Source organism: Streptomyces sp. TLI_55 (assembly GCF_900206255.1).
Classification (GTDB): Bacteria; Actinomycetota; Actinomycetes; order Streptomycetales; family Streptomycetaceae; genus Streptomyces; species Streptomyces aquilus.
Map to the genome: position 1 here is coordinate 6,265,897 of NZ_OAOJ01000001.1, position 17,306 is coordinate 6,283,202.

Annotated in this window: 15 protein-coding genes and 1 pseudogene; 7 read left to right on the top strand and 9 right to left on the bottom strand. The window is 71.5% G+C overall.

Translation table 11 applies throughout. The features are described from left to right. Nucleotides 1-157: 157 nt before the first annotated feature. From CRP56_RS29080 to CRP56_RS29090, 3 genes are all read right to left on the bottom strand, one after another. Nucleotides 158-1,294, bottom strand: a complete 1,137-nt coding sequence (locus CRP56_RS29080; RefSeq protein WP_097268936.1) for a HAMP domain-containing sensor histidine kinase — start codon at nt 1,292-1,294, stop codon at nt 158-160. After that, a complete protein-coding gene (locus CRP56_RS29085; RefSeq protein WP_059192372.1) occupies nt 1,291-2,031 on the bottom strand; it encodes a response regulator transcription factor in 741 nt (246 codons plus the stop codon). Before CRP56_RS29085 ends, CRP56_RS29080 begins: the two co-directional genes overlap by 4 nt. A gap of 132 nt (nt 2,032-2,163) precedes the next feature. After that, on the bottom strand, nt 2,164-2,841 hold the full coding sequence (locus CRP56_RS29090) for a spermidine synthase (protein ID WP_097268938.1): 678 nt from the start codon (nt 2,839-2,841) through the stop codon (nt 2,164-2,166). 179 nt (nt 2,842-3,020) lie between these two features. Here CRP56_RS29090 and CRP56_RS29095 point away from each other — a divergent pair, with 179 nt between their 5' ends. Next, the gene (locus CRP56_RS29095) at nt 3,021-3,749 is read left to right on the top strand and encodes a rhomboid-like protein (protein ID WP_097268940.1); all 729 of its coding nucleotides are present in this window, start codon (nt 3,021-3,023) and stop codon (nt 3,747-3,749) included. Here CRP56_RS29095 and CRP56_RS29100 read toward each other — a convergent pair. The 4 genes and pseudogenes from CRP56_RS29100 to CRP56_RS29115 form a co-directional block, all read right to left on the bottom strand. Continuing rightward, complete coding sequence (locus CRP56_RS29100; RefSeq protein WP_097268943.1) at nt 3,712-5,046, bottom strand: toll/interleukin-1 receptor domain-containing protein; 1,335 nt, start codon at nt 5,044-5,046, stop codon at nt 3,712-3,714. The two genes, CRP56_RS29095 and CRP56_RS29100, sit on opposite strands and share 38 nt — an antisense overlap. After that, nucleotides 5,046-6,149, bottom strand: coding sequence for a hypothetical protein (locus CRP56_RS29105; RefSeq protein ID WP_143664955.1), 1,104 nt, complete (start codon nt 6,147-6,149; stop codon nt 5,046-5,048). Before CRP56_RS29105 ends, CRP56_RS29100 begins: the two co-directional genes overlap by 1 nt. A gap of 138 nt (nt 6,150-6,287) precedes the next feature. Continuing rightward, nucleotides 6,288-6,899 (bottom strand): annotated as a pseudogene (locus tag CRP56_RS29110) (GNAT family N-acetyltransferase); the annotation flags it as partial. Nucleotides 6,900-6,914: 15 nt separating this feature from the next. Continuing rightward, a complete protein-coding gene (locus tag CRP56_RS29115) occupies nt 6,915-7,562 on the bottom strand; it encodes a GNAT family N-acetyltransferase (protein ID WP_097268948.1) in 648 nt (215 codons plus the stop codon). A gap of 176 nt (nt 7,563-7,738) precedes the next feature. On the opposite strand from CRP56_RS29115, the gene lon reads away from it, so the two are divergent. After that, nucleotides 7,739-10,153 (top strand): endopeptidase La, encoded by a 2,415-nt coding sequence (gene lon, locus CRP56_RS29120; RefSeq protein ID WP_097268950.1) that lies wholly within the window; start codon nt 7,739-7,741, stop codon nt 10,151-10,153. A 209-nt stretch (nt 10,154-10,362) separates the two neighbouring features. On the opposite strand, the gene CRP56_RS29125 is transcribed toward lon, so the two are convergent. Next, nucleotides 10,363-11,172 (bottom strand): lysozyme, encoded by an 810-nt coding sequence (locus CRP56_RS29125; RefSeq protein ID WP_097268952.1) that lies wholly within the window; start codon nt 11,170-11,172, stop codon nt 10,363-10,365. A gap of 228 nt (nt 11,173-11,400) precedes the next feature. On the opposite strand from CRP56_RS29125, the gene CRP56_RS29130 reads away from it, so the two are divergent. Then, nucleotides 11,401-11,895 carry a MarR family winged helix-turn-helix transcriptional regulator gene (locus tag CRP56_RS29130; RefSeq protein WP_097268955.1) on the top strand — a complete coding sequence of 165 codons (495 nt, stop codon included), beginning with the start codon at nt 11,401-11,403 and terminating at the stop codon, nt 11,893-11,895. 22 nt (nt 11,896-11,917) lie between these two features. On the opposite strand, the gene CRP56_RS29135 is transcribed toward CRP56_RS29130, so the two are convergent. After that, the gene (locus CRP56_RS29135; RefSeq protein ID WP_097268958.1) at nt 11,918-12,703 is read right to left on the bottom strand and encodes a protein phosphatase 2C domain-containing protein; all 786 of its coding nucleotides are present in this window, start codon (nt 12,701-12,703) and stop codon (nt 11,918-11,920) included. Between the two features lie 368 nt (nt 12,704-13,071). Between CRP56_RS29135 and CRP56_RS29140 the strand changes: the two genes are divergently transcribed. From CRP56_RS29140 to CRP56_RS29155, 4 genes are read left to right on the top strand one after another with little or no spacing between them, the layout of a single operon-like run. Beyond that, a complete protein-coding gene (locus CRP56_RS29140; RefSeq protein WP_257041169.1) occupies nt 13,072-15,759 on the top strand; it encodes a nitrate- and nitrite sensing domain-containing protein in 2,688 nt (895 codons plus the stop codon). Next, nucleotides 15,756-16,265 carry a roadblock/LC7 domain-containing protein gene (locus tag CRP56_RS29145; protein WP_097268960.1) on the top strand — a complete coding sequence of 170 codons (510 nt, stop codon included), beginning with the start codon at nt 15,756-15,758 and terminating at the stop codon, nt 16,263-16,265. Before CRP56_RS29140 ends, CRP56_RS29145 begins: the two co-directional genes overlap by 4 nt. Then, nucleotides 16,262-16,669, top strand: a complete 408-nt coding sequence (locus CRP56_RS29150) for a DUF742 domain-containing protein (protein ID WP_079311625.1) — start codon at nt 16,262-16,264, stop codon at nt 16,667-16,669. Before CRP56_RS29145 ends, CRP56_RS29150 begins: the two co-directional genes overlap by 4 nt. Beyond that, nucleotides 16,650-17,306, top strand: a complete 657-nt coding sequence (locus tag CRP56_RS29155) for a GTP-binding protein (RefSeq protein ID WP_097268963.1) — start codon at nt 16,650-16,652, stop codon at nt 17,304-17,306. The genes CRP56_RS29150 and CRP56_RS29155 overlap by 20 nt, the downstream gene beginning before the upstream one ends.

Consider the following 17,306-nt stretch of genomic DNA (forward strand, 5'->3'; position numbering starts at 1 on the left):
AAATGGCGGGAAACAAGCGTGGTTCCGGTTCTCACGGCGTCACTTGGGAAGGGGTGAGCACGGCCCCTGGACGCCGAAGGCGCGGGCCTGTGGCCGATCACACGTGTCCGTCAGCGCGGACGTCCGTGGATCTTGAAGCTCCGCTTGGAACTTTACGTCAACTTGGCAGAGATGGAAGTCCCGGGAGAGTGACAAGAATCCTGCAGCCCCGCTCGGATTCGGCCACTCCGATCCGGCCGCCGTGCAGATCCACCGCCCAGCGGGCGATCGCCAGCCCGAGCCCGGTGCCGCCGTCGCTGCCCGGACCGTGTGGCCGGGTGATGTTGCCGCGGTTGAACCGCTCGAAGACCCGGTGCCACTCCGAGCGCGGAATGCCGGGGCCCTCGTCGAGGACCTCCAGTTCGAGGGACTCGGGCAGCGCGCCCCGCCGCGCCTTCACCGTGACCCGGCCGTGCGGCGGGCTGTGCTTGACGGCGTTGTCGATGAGGTTCGCCACCACCTGGTGGATCCGCTCCGGATCCGCGTGCGCGGTCAGCTCCGGCGGGGTCACGTCCAGGTGCAGATGCACGTCCGTGCGCGTATGGCTGCCGGACCCGGTACTCATGCCCGCGCGCGCCGAGGCCACCATGTTGGCCTCCTTCAGCACGCCCGACAGATACGGCCACACCTCGAAACGGCGCTTCTTCAGCGGGACGACGCCGTTGTCGAGGCGGGAGAGGTCCAGCAGCGTCTCGACCAGCCGGCCCAGCCGTTCCGTCTGCTTCAGCGCCGTGCGCATCGTCTCGGGGTCCGCGGGCGAGACCCCGTCCACGATGTTCTCCAGCACCGCCCTGAGGCCCGCGATGGGCGTACGGAGCTCATGGCTGACGTTCGCCACGAGCTCCTTGCGCTGCTGTTCCTGGGCCTCCAGGTCGTCGGCCATGCGGTTGATGGTCTCGGCGAGGTCGCCCAGCTCGTCCCGGCGGTTCTCGCGGACCCGGCGGGTGTAGTCGCCGTGCGAGATGGACCGGGCGACCGCGTTCATCTCGTCCAGCGGGGCCGTGAGCGAGTGCGCCACGAACTGGGTGATCAGCAGCGTGGCGATCATCGAGAAGACCGTGATGAAACGGATCTCCGTCTTCGTCTGCACCGCGATCATCGACAGGCCCGTGGTGATCAGGACCGAGGCGACGACCAGTGCCCCCAGCTTGGTCTTGATCGAGAACGGGCGCACGCTGCCCCAGGACTCACCGGGGGCACCCTTGGGATCCCCGGGCCCCCCGGGGCCTCTCCGTCCGGCCGGACCCTCGCTCATGGCGTCGGCGTCTCCAGGGCGTAGCCCACGCCGTGCACCGTGCGGATCCGCTCGGCGCCGATCTTCCGCCGCAGCGCCTTGATGTGACTGTCGACGGTGCGGGTGCCGGAGGCGTCCGCCCAGTCCCACACCTCGGCCAGCAGCTGCTCCCGGGAGAGCACCGCGCGCGGGGTGTTCGCCAGGCACACCAGCAGGTCGAACTCGGTCGGGGTGAGGTGGACGTCCTCGCTGCGGACCCGTACCCGCCGCTGCGCGTGGTCGATCTCCAGCTCACCGAGCCGCAGGATGCCGCTTCTCGGCGTCGCGGCGGCCAGCGCCGCCCGCTCCACGCGCCGCAGCAGGACGTGCACCCGGGCCGCCAACTCCCGCATGGAGAACGGCTTGGTCATGTAGTCGTCGGCGCCTACGCCGAGCCCGACCAGCATGTCGGTCTCGTCGTCCCGCGCGGTCAGCATCATGACCGGCACCGGACGGGCGGCCTGCACCCGGCGGCAGACCTCCAGGCCGTCGAAGCCGGGCAGCATGATGTCGAGGATCAGCAGATCGGGCTGCCAGGCCTCGGCCGTGTCGACCGCCGCCGGACCGTCGCCCGCGGTCTGCACGAGGAATCCCTCGGCGCGCAGCCGGGTCGCGATGGCCTCCACGATCGTCGGGTCGTCCTCGACCACCAGCACCCGGCGCTGCGCGCCCGGGGTGGCCGTAGCCGTGCCGTTGTGGGAGGTGTGTGTCTGCTCCATCGCCCGCCCCAAAAGTTGCTTTCCGGAATCAGTGGGGTGATTCCGCTCTCTGGCCTGCCTGCGCATGCTTGCGATTGACGCTTGAATGATCTGCGTCAGGGATGCAGCGTACGGGGAGTCACCACGCCTCGGCTATCCAGGTCGGACGCCGAGATGCACGACGTCCGGAACGCCCCGGGCAACCGGGATCTCTTCGGTACGCACCTGCTGGAACCCGGCATTCCATAGGGAACTTTCAAATTCCGGCGAGGGCTGCGCCGACCACACCGCCAGTACCCCGCCCGGTCTCAACACCCTTGCGCAGCTGGCGAGTCCGGCCGGGGAGTACAGGCCGTCGTTGCCCTCGGTGACGGTCCAGTCGGGTCCGTTGTCGATGTCCAGGCACAGCGCGTCGTACGTGTCCGATGTCTCATTGACGTAAGTGACAAGATCCGTTTCCAGAATCTTTGCGCGTGCATCCGCCAGTGCCCGCGCGGAGAGTTCGGACAGCGGGCCGTCGCGGTGCCAGTCGATGATGGCCGGTTCCCGCTCCACGACCGTGATCCGGCCCCAGCGCGGATTCTCGGCCGCGTGCGCGAGCGAGAAGCCGACACCGAGTCCGCCGATCAGCACGCTCGGCGCGGGCCGGTCGTCCAGCGCGGCGAGCGCGGCGTCGACCAGCAGCCGCTCCGAGCGGCCGTCCGAGGTGTCCATCAGGAAACAGCCGTTGGCGATGATCTGCAGCAGCTGACCGTGCCGGCGCAGCACGACCTCGCCGTGCGGGCCCTCGCGACGGTCCAGGACTTCAGGGGTGTCGTACGAGATGGGCATCGGGTCATTTTCGCAGTTCGGCGGTCTCTGTACAGGCAATTGGGGTGGCGGGGGTGCGTCCGCCGCCTGTGGAGCGGTGGTTGAGAACTGTCTGTGAATCGGGGCCCGCGTGGCGCCGGTCACAGACAGCGGGCGGGTCGGGCGCGAATCGTGGGGTGAAACGGAAGGAGTGCCTCGCGGTGGAACGGACTGAGACGGCAGGTCTTCCGGATGCCGCCGAGCTGCTCGACGGCATCCCGGCCCAGCGAGCGCCGGCACCGGCCACCCGCCCGGCGCCGGTACGTCCCCGCCCCTGGCGCCTGCTCCCCACCCCCACCGGAACCCCCTTCACCTTCGGGTACGCCGCCGTCCTCGCCGTGACCTCGCTGGTCACCGAGTACGCCGACCCCGACCTCGTGCACCGCCTGCTCCAGGCCTCCAGCACCGATGTGGCGCACCTCGTGCGGACGCCGGCGCTCGTGCTGCCGGCCAGCGCGCTGTGGGTCGCGGGCGGTTTGCTCTCGCCGTACGCCGTCGGCTTCCTCCTCGTGCTGACCGCGCTGGAGCGGCGGATCGGCGGGGCGCGGACGGCGGTCGTCTTTCTGCTGGGGCACGTCCTGGCGACGCTGGCGACCGAGGTGCCGGTGGGGCTCGCGGTGCTGGCCGGGCATCTGCCGGACAGCTCACTGCACCGGCTGGACTACGGCATCAGCTTCGGCGTCGCCGCGAGCTTCGGGGCGTTGGCGGGGCTGCTGCGGCAGTGGCTGCGGTGGCCGTTGCTGGCGGGGTTCGGGTGGATGCTGGTCCAGGACCTGGTGGCGCTGACCGATCCGCTGAGCGGCTGGGGGCACCTGTTCTCGCTGGTGATCGGGGTGGCTTGCTGGCCGATGGTCAGGCGGTGGGCGGGAGTTGGTCGAGGAGCTCGGTGACGATGCCGAGCGGGGTGTGCCGGGCGAGGTTGCGGTACTGGGTGCGCTGGAGGAAGTCGGGCAGGTCCAGCTTCTCCAGGCAGACGGGCACGAGGCGTACGTCCCCCTCGATGGAGTGCCGGTACAACTCCCGGGCCTCCAGCATGCAGTACTTGCTCTCCAGGTACTCCTTCGACAGCAGCAGCACCCCGACCGCGGACTTGGCCAGGTTCCCCATCAGGTCGTCGAGCCAGTCCTCGCCGACCCCGATGGCGCCGTGCCGGCGGAAGTCGAAGACGTTCTGGAAGCGCTCGTTCAGCAGCTGCGAGAACGTGGCGGCGTGGTCGTGGTTGGCGGTGGCGTAGCTGAGGAAGACGCGTTCGTTGCGCTTGGCGGCGGAGCGGAAGTAGTCCAGGGCCTGCGCGGTGCTGCCGATGTAGCGGGGCTGTTCGTCGATGACCCGCAGATGGGGTTCGACGGCCGCGACGAGGCCGTCGGGATCGTCCCAGCGCACGATCGCCTTGCGGTGGCCGGTCGCGCTCCCGCCGTAGAGCGTCTCCTCCGGCGTCCCGGGGGCCCGGGGCGAGACGATCGGCAGCGTCGGGACGAACTGGCCGTGGGTGAAGGCGGCCACGAGATGGCCCCGCACGGTGTCCAGGTCGACGATCACCCAGTCGCAGGCCCGTAACCGCGTGATCAGATCGAGGTCGAGACGGGGCGGCCAGGGCAGGACGACGGGCTCCCAGGAGTGCTCCTCCAGGGCCTCGGTCAGGGCGGGCGTGGCGGCCCTGTTCTCGGGCGACACGACCAGCCCCACCCGGCGCTGGTGATGGGACCGCCGCCGCTGCGCCGACGCCGACACGTGCGCCTCGGCGAGGAAGCCCCGGTAGACCGACTCGACCTTCCCGGGCAGCGCGGAGTGGGTCGCCGCCTCGGTCTCCTGGGCGTCGTACGGCACCAGACGCACGCTCTCCGGAGCCCGTAACACCGGCAGCAACCGCTGGTCGTGGAAGACCACGGTCGGCTTGCGGGCCCGTACCGCCATGCCCAGTTCCAGCCGGAAGTAGCGGGCCATGTGCCGCAGCCGGGGCAGCAGATGCACCTCGCGGGGGTCACCCGGCAGCGGATGGATGCCGACGAACCCGTCCGCGTCCCGGATCATGCGCTCCAGGCGGACGGGGCTGGTGAAGGAGACCGCCTCGTCGACGCGGAACGAGACGTCCTCGGCGGAGCTGAGCAGCTCCCAGAAGTACAGGTTCTCGGCGGGGGAGTGGTAGCGGTGGCTGAGGAAGACGTTGAGCCGGGCCGGCGACTCCATCAGGCGCCTCCGGGCCCCTGCGGCGGCGTCGCCCCGCCCGGCACCCCCGTCGGCAGCCCCGGGAGCACCGGCGGTGCGGGCGGTTCCGTCTGCTTCAGGCGGTTGTAGACCGCGTCGAACGTGAAGCCCGAGACATAGCCGACGGCCAGCACGAAGAACAGCAGACGGCGGACGCCCTCGCCGGCCAGGATGTCGGGCGACGCGGCCAGCTGGGCGGAGACGAAGAGCAGGAAGGCGATCCCGCCGGCCGACATGCCGAGGACCGCCGTCCGCGCCCAGTGGGTCTCGCGGTCGAAGACGGTCCGGGTGATCGCCCCCGAGGTGCCGGTGGCCAGCGCGCCCACGATCAGCGCGCTGAGGTTGACCGCGGTGCTCGACTCGACGGCGTACGTGAGCGGGATGGTCGCGAAGCCGAGCAGGAGCAGCAGCATGCCGGTGACCGCGCCGAGCCCGGCCCGCAGGGTGGCGCCCCGCCGGGACCTGGCCTCCTCGCGCTGCTTCTCCTCGCGCCGCTCCCGCTGCGTGCCCAGCAGCCGCACCAGCCGCTGGGCGCTGCCCGGACCCCACTGCGCGCCCATGGCGGACACCTCGTCCGCCGTGGCGTGATGGGTGGACCGGTTCATGGTCTCCCAGACCTTGCGGGCGGAACCGCCGAAGGACGCCAGCGGATACAGCGGTATCCCGAACGCGAGGCAGATCATCCCCGTGACCAGCGTCGAGCGGCCGCCGCCGACGAGGACGACCCCGTCGACGTCGCGCAGCGACCGGTAGAAGCTGACCTCCCAGTCGTTGCCCGGCTCGTACCGCAGGTCGAAGGCCTCGGGCCGCTTGTCACGCAGCGGGAAGTCGATGTCGCCGTCCTCGTAGGGCGGCCGGACCTGGACGGAGCCGTCCGGCAGGTCCTCCCGGGTCAGGAAGCCGGCGACGACCCGGCTCTCGACGAACTGCGCCTCGCTGGAGTACACGATGATCCGGCACCCCTCGGCGGCGAGCTCCGCGCCGATCTCCTCGCAGGCCCTCAGCGCGTCGTCCGCGTCCGTCAACGGCGGGTCCAGCCGCCGCCCCGGATCCGCGCTCCCCATCACAGCGATCAACGGCCCCATGAGCCATCCCCCCTTCACGCCGGCTCAGAATACGGCGTGCAGGAAGTTCTCTTCCGTCAGTTCCCGCCGCGCAAACGGGCCTTGGCCAGGCCTGCTGCCAACGTCGGTATGCCGGGCCGTTGTTCATCCGTCGGCGGATCAGGGTCCGCCGCGGTCGCCCGGCGTCCCCACGTACGGCGTGGTCGTCGTCACCGCCGTGAAACCCAGGCGGCGCAGGATGGGGGCGCTGTCGTCGGAGGCGTCGACGTGCAGGTAGGTGACGCCCCGGGCGGCGGCGAGGGCGGCGCGGGTGGCGACGAGGGCGCGGTAGATGCCCCGGCCCCGCCACGCGGCGAGCGTGGAGCCGCCCCACGGGCGCGCGAACCCGGTGCCCGCCCGGAAGGCCGGCCAGGCGGCGGAGACGACCTGCCCGTCCGCCTCGGCGACGTAGACCGCGATCTCGTCGGGGGCGGCGGCCACCCGGCCGACGAGGTCGTCCGCGAGCCGGCCCCGGTCCCGGCCCCACACGGCCGACTCCATGGCGGCGATCCGCCGCATGCCCGCGTCGGCAGCACCGGCCGCCGCAGGGTCACACCGGCCGGCCGCACCGGCCGCCGCAGCGTCACACCGGCCGGCCGCACCGGCTCCCGTTCGGCCAGGTCGGCGGCCCGGCGTGCGCTGAGGCCGCGGGGACGTGTGACCCCGGGTCTTCCGCTCCACCGCCTCACAGCGCCCGGCGAAGTGGTCCCGCTGCCGGGCGATCAGCCGGTCCGGCAGCCCCCGGTCTCAGCCCCCGGTGTACTTCGCGCTCGTCAGCATCGCCGCCACCGTCCACCCCATGGACTCGTACAGCGCCCGCCCCTCAGGCGTCCCCGCCAGCACGCACCGCTCGGCACCCTGTTCCAGCGCCGCCCGCTGGAGCGTGCGCATGACGAGGGTGCCGAGGCCGCGGCGCCGGTGGGCGGGGGACGTGGCGATCTGGTCGGCGACCGCGGTGGCGCCGGTCGGGGCGAGCTGGCCGCGGGCCGCCCAGGAGCCGTCGGGGCCGGCGATCATCGTGCGGACGACTCCGCCGCGGGACCAGGTGCGCTGCCGGTAGCCGTCCGGGACCCGCAGGTCCGCCGCGTCGCGCGTCAGCGGGAGGGCCATCAGGTATCCGGGCTCCGGGTCGATCCACCAGTCCGCGCCCAGCCAGTTGCCCACCACGGCCGGGTCCCGGAACACCTTGAGCCACACCCCGGCCCCGGTCACCCCCTCGGCGACCTTGCGTACGGCCGCCTCGTCCACGGCGTCACCGACCGCGCCGAAGACATGCCGGGTGACGTGCTCCTCCGAGCCCATGTCGATCGTGCAGCCCCAGGGTTCCACCACCGGCGGGGCCGCCCCGCGCGAGACGACCCACCCGTCCACCCAGGCCCGCACGGTCTCGTCCACGACATCTCCCTGTAATAGGTGGAATGCTTCAGCGGTTATTACCGTTGTCGACGATACGTGGCCGCTCAGCGACCCCGACAGAGGTGATCGCTCACAGCGAACGCACCCGGGGGAACAATCAAAGGCTCACGTGCATTGAGTCGGCATAGCTCAACTTGACTGCCGAAGGGGAGATCATGGCTTCGACGTCCACACCGCTCACTCTGCCTGTGCTGCCGCTCGACGACGAGGTCGTGCTGCCCGGAATGGTGGTGCCGCTGGACCTGAACGACGCCGACGTGCGGGCCGCGGTGGAGGCCGCCCAGGCCGCCGCCCGTTCGCAGCCCGGCAAGCCGAAGGTCCTGCTGGTGCCGCGGATCGACGGGACCTACGCGAGCACCGGTGTGCTCGGCACCGTCGAGCAGGTCGGCCGGCTGGCCGACGGCGACCCGGGCGCGCTCATCCGCGGCCGGGGCAGGGTGCAGATCGGTGCGGGAACCACCGGCCCGGGCGCCGCCCTGTGGGTCGAGGGGACCACGATCGACCAGACGGTCCCCGAACCGCTGCCCGGCCATGCCGCCGAACTGGTCAAGGAATACAAGGCGCTCGCCACCGCCTGGCTGCGCAAGCGCGGCGCCTGGCAGGTCGTCGACCGTGTCCAGGCCATCGACGACGTCTCCGCGCTCGCCGACAACTCCGGTTACTCGCCGTTCCTGACCACCGAACAGAAGGTCGAGCTGCTGGAGACCGCCGACCCGGTCGCCCGCCTCAAGCTCGCCACCCAGCAGCTGCGCGACCACCTCGCCGAGCAGGACGTCGCCGAGACCATCGCCAAGGACGTCCAGGAAGGCGTCGACAAGCAGCAGCGCGAGTTCCTGCTCCGCCGCCAACTGGAAGCCGTACGCAAGGAACTGCGCGAGCTCAACGGCGAGCAGGAGGGCGAGGAGTCCGATGACTACCGCGCCCGCGTGGAGGCCGCCGACCTGCCGGAGAAGGTGCGGGAAGCGGCGCTGAAGGAGGTCGACAAGCTGGAGCGGTCCTCCGACCAGTCCCCCGAGGGGTCGTGGATCCGCACCTGGCTGGACACCGTCCTCGAACTCCCGTGGAACGAGCGGACCGAGGACGCGTACGACATCCAGGGCGCCAAGGCGATCCTGGACGCCGAGCACGCGGGCCTGGAGGACGTGAAGGAGCGGATCACCGAGTACCTCGCGGTGCGCAAGCGCCGCAGCGAGCGCGGCCTGGGTGTCGTGGGCGGCCGCCGTGGCGGTGCCGTCCTGGCGCTCGTCGGCCCGCCCGGTGTCGGCAAGACCTCGCTCGGTGAGTCCGTCGCGCACGCCATGGGCCGCAAGTTCGTCCGCGTCGCCCTCGGCGGTGTCCGCGACGAGGCGGAGATCCGCGGCCACCGGCGTACGTACGTCGGCGCGCTGCCCGGCCGGATCGTGCGGGCGATCAAGGAGGCCGGGTCGATGAACCCGGTGGTGCTGCTGGACGAGATCGACAAGGTGGGCTCCGACTTCCGCGGCGACCCCGCGGCGGCCCTCCTGGAGGTCCTCGACCCCGCGCAGAACCACACCTTCCGCGACCACTACCTGGAGGTCGAACTCGACCTGTCCGACGTGGTGTTCCTCGCCACGGCGAACGTCCTGGAGGCGATCCCGGAGGCCCTGCTCGACCGTATGGAGCTGGTCCGCCTCGACGGCTACACCGAGGACGAGAAGGTCGTCATCGCCCGGGACCACCTGCTCCCGCGCCAGCTGGAGCGGGCGGGCCTCGACAAGGACGAGGTCACGCTGGAGGAGAGCGCGCTGCGCAAGCTCGCCGGCGAGTACACGCGCGAGGCGGGCGTCCGCACCCTGGAGCGGTCCATCGCGCGGCTCCTGAGGAAGGTCGCCGCCCAGCACGAACTGGGCGAGCGGAAGCTGCCGTTCACCGTGACGGACGCGGACCTGCGGGACCTGATCGGCCGTCCGCACCACGTCCCCGAGTCCGCCCAGGACCCGGCCGAGCGCCGCACCGCGGTGCCGGGTGTGGCGACGGGCCTGGCGGTGACCGGAGCGGGCGGTGACGTGCTGTACGTGGAGGCGTCGCTGGCCGACCCGGAGACGGGCGCGGCGGGCCTGACCCTCACCGGTCAGCTGGGCGACGTGATGAAGGAGAGCGCGCAGATCGCGCTCAGCTTCCTCCGCTCGCACGGCGCCGAACTGGAGCTGCCGGTCGGCGACCTGAAGGACCGCGGCGTGCACATCCACTTCCCGGCGGGTGCGGTGCCGAAGGACGGCCCGAGCGCGGGCATCACGATGACGACGGCACTGGCGTCGCTGCTCAGCGGGCGGCTGGTCCGCACGGACGTGGCGATGACCGGCGAGGTCTCCCTGACCGGCCGGGTCCTGCCGATCGGCGGCGTGAAGCAGAAGCTGCTGGCCGCGCACCGGGCGGGCGTCACGACCGTCATCATCCCCAAGCGCAACGAGGCCGACCTGGACGACGTCCCCGCCGAGGTGCTGGACAAGCTGGAGGTCCACCCGGTGACCGACGTCCGCCAGGTCCTGGAACTGGCCCTGTCCCCGGCGACGAACGGGGCGGCGCCGGAGGTACCGGTGGCGGCGTGACGCACGGCCGCGGCCACCGCAAGACGTCCGGTCGCGGCGTGACGGACGCGATCGGATGAGGTGAAGGCCCGGGTCCCGTGAGGGAGGCCCGGGCCTTCGTCGTACGTCGGTGTGTCAGCCGTTGGCGAGGGCGACGACCGGGTCGAGCGCCCCGTTGCCGCATCGTCCGGGGGATAACCCCCGGACCCCCAGCCGGTGGCGGCGTTGCACTATCCGTTGGCCAAGGCCTGCACCCGGTCGAGCGCCCCGTTGAACTTGTCGTGGTCACCCACGGTCGGCCCGGAGGAGGTGTACTGCCACATGGTCTGGTAGTCCCACCCCGCCGGCAGCGTCCCCACGGTCGACGCGTAGCGCGCGATCCACAGCGGGTTGGCGGTGGCGAAGCCGGCGTAGTTGCCCGTGCAGTCGGTCCACCAGCTGGTGGCCGTGTAGATGACGGCGTCGCGGCCGGTGCGGGCCTTGTAGCGGTTCAGGAAGTCGCGGATCCAGGTGACCATTCCGCTCTGCGTCTTGCCGTAGCAGGAGTCGCCGTACGGGTTCCACTCGATGTCGAGGGCGCCGGGGAGCGTCCTGCCGTCCTTGGACCAGCCGCCGCCGTGGTCGACGAAGTAGTCGGCCTGCGTGGCGCCGCCGGTCGTGTCCGGGGTGGCGAAGTGGTACGCGCCGCGGATCATGCCGACGTTGTAGGAGCCGTTGTACTGCTGGGCGAAGTACGGGTTCGTGTAGTACGTGCCTTCGGTCGCCTTCACGTAGGCCCATTTCACCCCGCTGCTCCAAAGGGTGGACCAGGCGACGTTTCCTTGGTGGCCGGAGACGTCCACGCCCTCGGTCTGGGCGGCGCGGGTGTCGCGGGGGGTGCCGTTCTGGCCGTCGTGGGCGAGGACGCCGATGCCCATGTACGCGGAGCCGCGGGCGGGGGTCTCGGCGGCGGGGGAGGGGGCGGCGGCGAGCAGGGTCCCCGCGAGGGCGACGAGGGCCGCGAGGAGGAGTCGGACGGGTCTGAGTCTGTGCACGGGCATGCGTGCCTCCGGAGGCGCGGTGGGGGAACGTACCGGAACCATGGGGGGTGTCCTGGCGTGGTCATGCCAGTGTGTGCCTGATGACGAAGCTACGCACGTAGAAGAGGGCCAGGGAAGAGGGACCGGAGGCTGCCGTTGGTCTAAGCCTGCGAAATACTGGCCGAGCTGCGGCGATGACGGCATTTGGCGGAAACTTTCACGACCGGGAAAACCGAGGCGGGGACTGACGTGCACGAAGACGCGAACGGCGGCGGACGCGGAGCCGGCTCCGCCGTGTCCGGGAGTGGTGTGAACCAGCCCGAGTTCCTGGCGCTGGAACGCGAGCTGACCGTGCTGCTGCGGCGCGCCCGGGCCAACCAGGGCGAGATGGCCCGTGAGGTCCACCCGGATCTGGAGTCCTCCGCGTACGGCCTCCTGGTGCGCCTCGACGAGTACGGCCGCCAGCGGGCCACGGAACTCGCCGCGTACATCGGCGTCGGCAAGGCCACGATGTCCCGGCAGCTGCGGGCCCTGGAAGACCTGGGCCTGGTCACCCGCGCGCCCGATCCCGCGGACGGACGGGCCTGGCTGGTGGAGCTGACGGAGGAGGGGCGCTCACGGGTCGGCCGGGTGCGGGACGCGCGCCGGGCCCGGTACGCGGGGCGGCTGGCGGACTGGGACCCGCGGGAGGTGTCGGAGCTGGCGCGGCTGCTGCATCAGTTGAACCTGGGCATGGAGAAATAGCCGGCAGCGGTAGGCGCAGCCCTCAGAGCTCCGCGTACACCACCGACGCGTCGTCATGCCGCTTGCTGAGCCCCAGGAACTCCCGTTCCGTGTCCGCGGTCTCCAGCTCCCGCACCCGCGTCACCAGCGCCTGAGCGCCCTCCTTGCGTACGAAGGTGAACAGGTCCGTCCAGTCGCCCTCCCGGAACTTCTCCACCCAGCGGGTGGCCCCGTCCGTCAGGGCGGCCAGTGCTCGTACCTCCGTGCGCGGGACAACCCCCGTCACCGCCCGGCCCGCCACCGAGGGGTCGGCCGCCGCGGTGAAGAAGCCGCCCTCCTTGTTGCGCAGATGTGCGTCGATGTGGGCGTCGGTCGTGAGGGACTCGCGGGGCAGGAGGGCCAGCCGGTCGTCCAGGAGGGGTGTGACCGCGCCGTCCGGTGATTCCAGCAGCAGGGCCGAGTCCGACAGGACCAGGTACTCCAGGGACCCCTCCGACCAGCGCGTCAGCACCACCGTTGCCTGTGGGGTGCGTGGGTGAGAAAGGTCACAGGTGTGCGCATGGGAATCGGCGGTACGCGCAACAGCGAGGCGCAGTGCCTCGGGCAGCGGAACATCCGGGCGGGAAACGGTCAGTTCGGTCAGGGCGCCGCCCAGGCGGGAGACGAACCAGGGGACGGAATGCAGACAGCCTGTCGGGCCCTTCGGCGGTGTGACACCGTCCAGGACCACCAGTGCTCCGCCCCGCCCGGAGGCCGGAAGGCCGACGCTCGCGAAGTCCTCGTTGGGGCGGATCGGATCGCCGGGCTCCGATACGAGTTCAGTGCGCATCCAGCCAGTCTGCACGAGCCCTTCACAGGGTTCACGAAAGGCTGGCATCGGTCGCCGAATCGGTGCGGGCGCGCAGGTCAGGCGTCTGATTTGGGGTGGAATGATTTACTCCGGCCGGGAGCGGCGGCAGATGATGCCATCGTGCGCCGCGGACGTCCAACCGGCCCACCGTGCAAGGCCTCTGACTGTGCCATGGGAACTTGCCCCCCAACTCCCGTCCGGGGTTCACTCCTTCGAGTGGCGGGTCGGGTGATGCACAACCGCTGCCCACTGGCGCTGGGAGGGTCGGGAACCGTACCGGGAGTACCCGTCAGTTGACGGAGCGTCACCCGGGCCCATGGGTACACGAGTCAGGAATGCGAGCACCGGTGCAGAAGACGCGGCCACGTCGTACGAGCAAGCAGACGGCTCCCGCCGACACCACCTCCGCCCCCACCCCTGACGGGGCCGTCGTGGGCAAGGGCCGCCCCACCCACGTACGCAACCGGCTCATCGTCGCCGTCGCCGTCGTGGCCGCCGCGATCGCCGGGGCCGGCGCGCCCTCCGTGCTCGACGCCTCCCGGGACCTCAGCGACTCCCAGGACCTGGTGACGCTCGCCGAGCAGACCCAGAACGCGCTCGCCCTCGCGCACGCGCTCGCCGACGAGCGGGACGAGGTCACCTCGTACGTCGCCGCCGGCCGCCCCCGCTCCAAGGCGCCCTCCGAGCAGGACAGCACCCGCGTCGACCGCCAGGTCGAGGAACTGCGCGCCGACACCGACACCCCGGCCGACCTGCGCGCCGACCTCGACGGGATCGCCACCCTGCGCAGAGCGGCGCTCACCGGCAAGAGCACCGCTCTCGAAGCGCACGCCACCTACTCGGCCACCATCACCGAGCTGCACCGCCTCGCCGAACAGCTGGCCGAGCAGCTGCCGCCCCGCGCGGGCTCCGGTGCCCACGCTCTCGCCGAGCTGGACTCCGCCGTCCAGCAGGCCGCCGCCACCCGCGGTCTGCTCCTCGCCGCCCTCAGCGTGCCGAGCGGCACCCAGACGGTCACCGACCCGATCACCGGCATCACCTCGACCGTCTCCACCACCTCCGAGGCCGACGCCAAGCAGCGCGACGCCCTCACCGCGGCCGCCCAGCAGGCCCGTGTCCGCTCCGACGCGGCCCTCGCCGACTTCAAGGAGGCCGCGCCGAAGGAGACCGTCGCCCGCTACGACTCCACCGTCACCGGGCCCGAGGTCAACTCCGCCGAGAAGTACCTGGCCGCCCTCACCGACCAGCCCACCCTCTCCGACCGTGAACTCGCCACCAGCGCCAAGAAGCTGGACGCCGCCCTCTCGGCCCGCGTCGAGCTCATGCGCGGCGTGGAGTCCGCGCTCTACAACCAGCGCACCAAGGACCTCGCCCAGCTCCGCGACGACGACGTCACCGCCTGGGAGATCCGCATAGCGGTCCTCGGCGCCCTGATGCTGCTCGCCGTCGGCATCGCCACCGCCATGGCCCGCACCCTCACCCGCCCCCTCGCGGTGCTGCGCCTCGGCTCCGCCCGGCTGGCCACGGCGGCGGACCCGGCGGCCGAGGAACCCGTCAAGTTCACCGGCCGCAACGACGAGTTCGCCCAGGTCGTCCGCTCCGTCAACGCCCTGCACGCGCACGTCCTCGGCGTCCAGGGCCGCATCACCACCCTGGAAGCCGACCGCAAGCACCTCGTCGCCCAGCGCCAGAAGATGGCCGACGCCCGCGAGGAACTGCGCGGCGAACTCGCCGAGGCCGCCGCCCAGTTGGGCCGCCTCCGCGACAGCATCGGCGGCACCTTCGTCAACCTCGCGCTGCGCACCCTGGGCCTGGTCGAACGCCAACTGGCGGTCATCGAGGGCCTGGAGGAGCGCGAGCAGGACCCGGACCGGCTGGCCACCCTCTTCAAACTGGACCACTTCGCCACGGTCATGCGCCGCCACAGCGAGAACCTCCTGGTCCTCGCGGGCACGGAACACGTCCAGCAGCACGCGGGCCCGGTCCCGCTGGTGGACGTCGTACGGGCCGCGGTCAGCGAGATCGAACGCTACGAGCGGGTCCGCATCGCCGCCCTGCCCCCGCACGCGCACGTCGCGGGCTTCGCCGCCGACGACCTCTCCCACCTCCTCGCCGAGCTGATGGAGAACGCCACGTCCTTCTCCCCGCCGGACCTGCCCGTCGAGGTCTCCGGCTGGCTCCTGGAGAGCGGCGAGGTCATGCTCTCCGTCCATGACGAGGGCATCGGCATGGCCGAGGACCGCCTGACCCGCCTCAACTCCCGCCTGGCCGACTTCGACCCGGACTCCCCGTACGACCAGGAGGGCGAGGAGGGTCTCGGCCTCGGCCTCTACGTCGTCGCCCGCCTGGCCCACCGTCACGGCGTGCGCGTCCGGCTGCGCGAGCAGAAGCAGGGCGGCATCGCGGCGGTCGTGGTCCTGCCCCAGCCGCTGCTGGCGGCGGCCCCCTCGGCCGCGGTGCCCTCCGCCACCCCGTTCACCGGCACGCCCCACACCTTCGCCCTCCCGGGCGCCGACGCGGAGGCCAACTCCAACGTCCTGCACGGCCGTTCGGAGACGGGCGACGCGCTGGTGGACCTGGCGGAACAGGCGGTGCGCGGCGCGGAGACGACCACGGAGGAAACCCCGTCGGAAACGACGATGGAACTCCTGGCCCCGGTACCGGCAGCCACCGGCGAAGACCCTGCGACGACCGACGAACACCCCGCCGCCGACGGCGAATCCGCCCCACCAGGGCACCCCGCCGAAGGCGAAGCCGAGACGGAACACACCCGCGCCCCCGACGAGGACCAGCTCACCGCAAAGGGTCTCCCCAAGCGCACCCCGAAGATCACGGCACCATCAGAACCGCCCCGCCAGCGCAGCGCATCCGTCGACGCCGAAGCCCTCCGCCGGAGGCTCGGCGGCTTCCGCCGGGGGGCGGAGGCCGGCTATCGCGACGTAGAAGCGGAGATCGCCGAACAGACGGGCCAGACGACGACGCCCGCGCATGCCGAAGAAGCCACGGGGGGCACTCCCGAGGAGGCAAGCAGTTGACCGCGCCCAGTACCTTCGGACTGAGCAGTGAAGCCCGCAACCTGCACTGGCTGCTGACGAACCTGGTCGAGGAGGTGCCGGGCATCCAGTCAGTAGCGGTGGTCTCATCGGACGGCCTGCTCCTGCTCTCCTCCGACCCCGGACGCAACGACGCGGCCCGCCAGCCCCGCGCCGCCGCCCCCAAGGGCCCGCGCGGATCGGCGGCCGACCTCGCCACCATCGTCTCCGGCATCGGCAGCCTCACCATCGGCGCCGCCCGGCTGATGGACTCCGGCCCGGTGAAGCACACGATGGTCGCGATGGACGAGGGCAGCCTGTTCGTGATGTCGATCAGCGACGGCTCGCTGCTCGGTGTGCACGGCTCCGCGGACTGCGACATGAGCGTGGTGGCGTACCACATGGCCCTCTTCGTGGGCCGCGCCGGCCATGTGCTGACCCCCGAGCTGCGCAGCGAGCTCCGAAAATCCCTGGAGAGCGAGAACGAGTCGGCAGGGAGCACCCGATGACCGATCGCCCCACCCTCCCCGTCCGCGGCGGCGACCGCAAACCCGCCCGCGTCCGCCCCTACTCGCTCACCGGCGGCCGGACCCGCTTCGGCCACGTCCTCCTCGTGGAGACGTTCGTGGCGGCGCTCGAAGCGCCGGAGGAGCGCAAGGAACTGACGAATGGTTCCCTCAACACCCGGGTGATGCCGGAGATGCGGGCCATCGTCGAACTCTGCCGCCGCATGCGCACGGTGGCCGAGATCGCCGCGCTGCTGAAGATGCCGCTCGGCGTGGTCCGGGTGCTGCTCAGCGACCTCGCGGACCAGGGAAAGATCCGTGTGTACGGCACCGGCACCGGTCACGGCACCGGCCGTCCGGACCGCGCTCTGCTCGAAAGGGTGCTGAATGGACTCCGTCGCCTTTAGCGACACCGCCTTCGGAGACGCCGCCTCCGGAGGCACCGCCTTCGCGGAACCCGACGAGGACCTCAAGTCCTGGCAGACGGACCGCACCCGCGCCCCGATCGCCACGAAGATAGTCGTGGCCGGCGGCTTCGGCGTCGGCAAGACCACCCTCGTCACCGCCGTCTCGGAGATCACCCCGCTCCAGACCGAGGCACTGATGACCGAGGCGAGCGAGGAGACCGACGACCTCACCGCCACGCCCGGCAAGCTCACCACCACCGTGGCCATGGACTTCGGCCGCCTCACGCTCGACGACGACCTGGTGCTCTACCTGTTCGGCACGCCGGGCCAGCAGCGGTTCTGGTTCATGTGGGACGACCTGGTGCGCGGCGCGATCGGCGCGGTCGTCATGGCGGACACCCGGCGCCTGAAGGACTGCTTCCCGGCCCTGGACTACTTCGAGAGCTGCGGACTGCCGTACGTCGTCGCCGTCAACCACTTCGACGGCAGCGAGCTGTTCGAACCGGAGGACGTGCGGGAGGCGTTGACGATCCCGGCGCACATACCTGTAATGATCATGGACGCGCGCCGCCGGATCTCGGTGATCGAGACCCTCCTCTCCCTGGTCGGCCACGCCCTGGACGAAACCCCCGAGTAG

Bases quoted from the DNA above. Each gene is read 5' to 3' on its own strand.
- CRP56_RS29155 (WP_097268963.1), top strand. From the start codon at position 16,650: ATGGACTCCGTCGCCTTTAGCGACACCGCCTTCGGAGACGCCGCCTCC.
- CRP56_RS29135 (WP_097268958.1), bottom strand. From the start codon at position 12,703: ATGCGCACTGAACTCGTATCGGAGCCCGGCGATCCGATCCGCCCCAAC.
- CRP56_RS29150 (WP_079311625.1), top strand. From the start codon at position 16,262: ATGACCGATCGCCCCACCCTCCCCGTCCGCGGCGGCGACCGCAAACCC.
- CRP56_RS29105 (WP_143664955.1), bottom strand. From the start codon at position 6,149: ATGGGGCCGTTGATCGCTGTGATGGGGAGCGCGGATCCGGGGCGGCGG.
- CRP56_RS29080 (WP_097268936.1), bottom strand. From the start codon at position 1,294: ATGAGCGAGGGTCCGGCCGGACGGAGAGGCCCCGGGGGGCCCGGGGAT.
- CRP56_RS29125 (WP_097268952.1), bottom strand. From the start codon at position 11,172: ATGCCCGTGCACAGACTCAGACCCGTCCGACTCCTCCTCGCGGCCCTC.
- CRP56_RS29090 (WP_097268938.1), bottom strand. From the start codon at position 2,841: ATGCCCATCTCGTACGACACCCCTGAAGTCCTGGACCGTCGCGAGGGC.
- lon (WP_097268950.1), top strand. From the start codon at position 7,739: ATGGCTTCGACGTCCACACCGCTCACTCTGCCTGTGCTGCCGCTCGAC.
- CRP56_RS29100 (WP_097268943.1), bottom strand. From the start codon at position 5,046: ATGGAGTCGCCGGCCCGGCTCAACGTCTTCCTCAGCCACCGCTACCAC.
- CRP56_RS29085 (WP_059192372.1), bottom strand. From the start codon at position 2,031: ATGGAGCAGACACACACCTCCCACAACGGCACGGCTACGGCCACCCCG.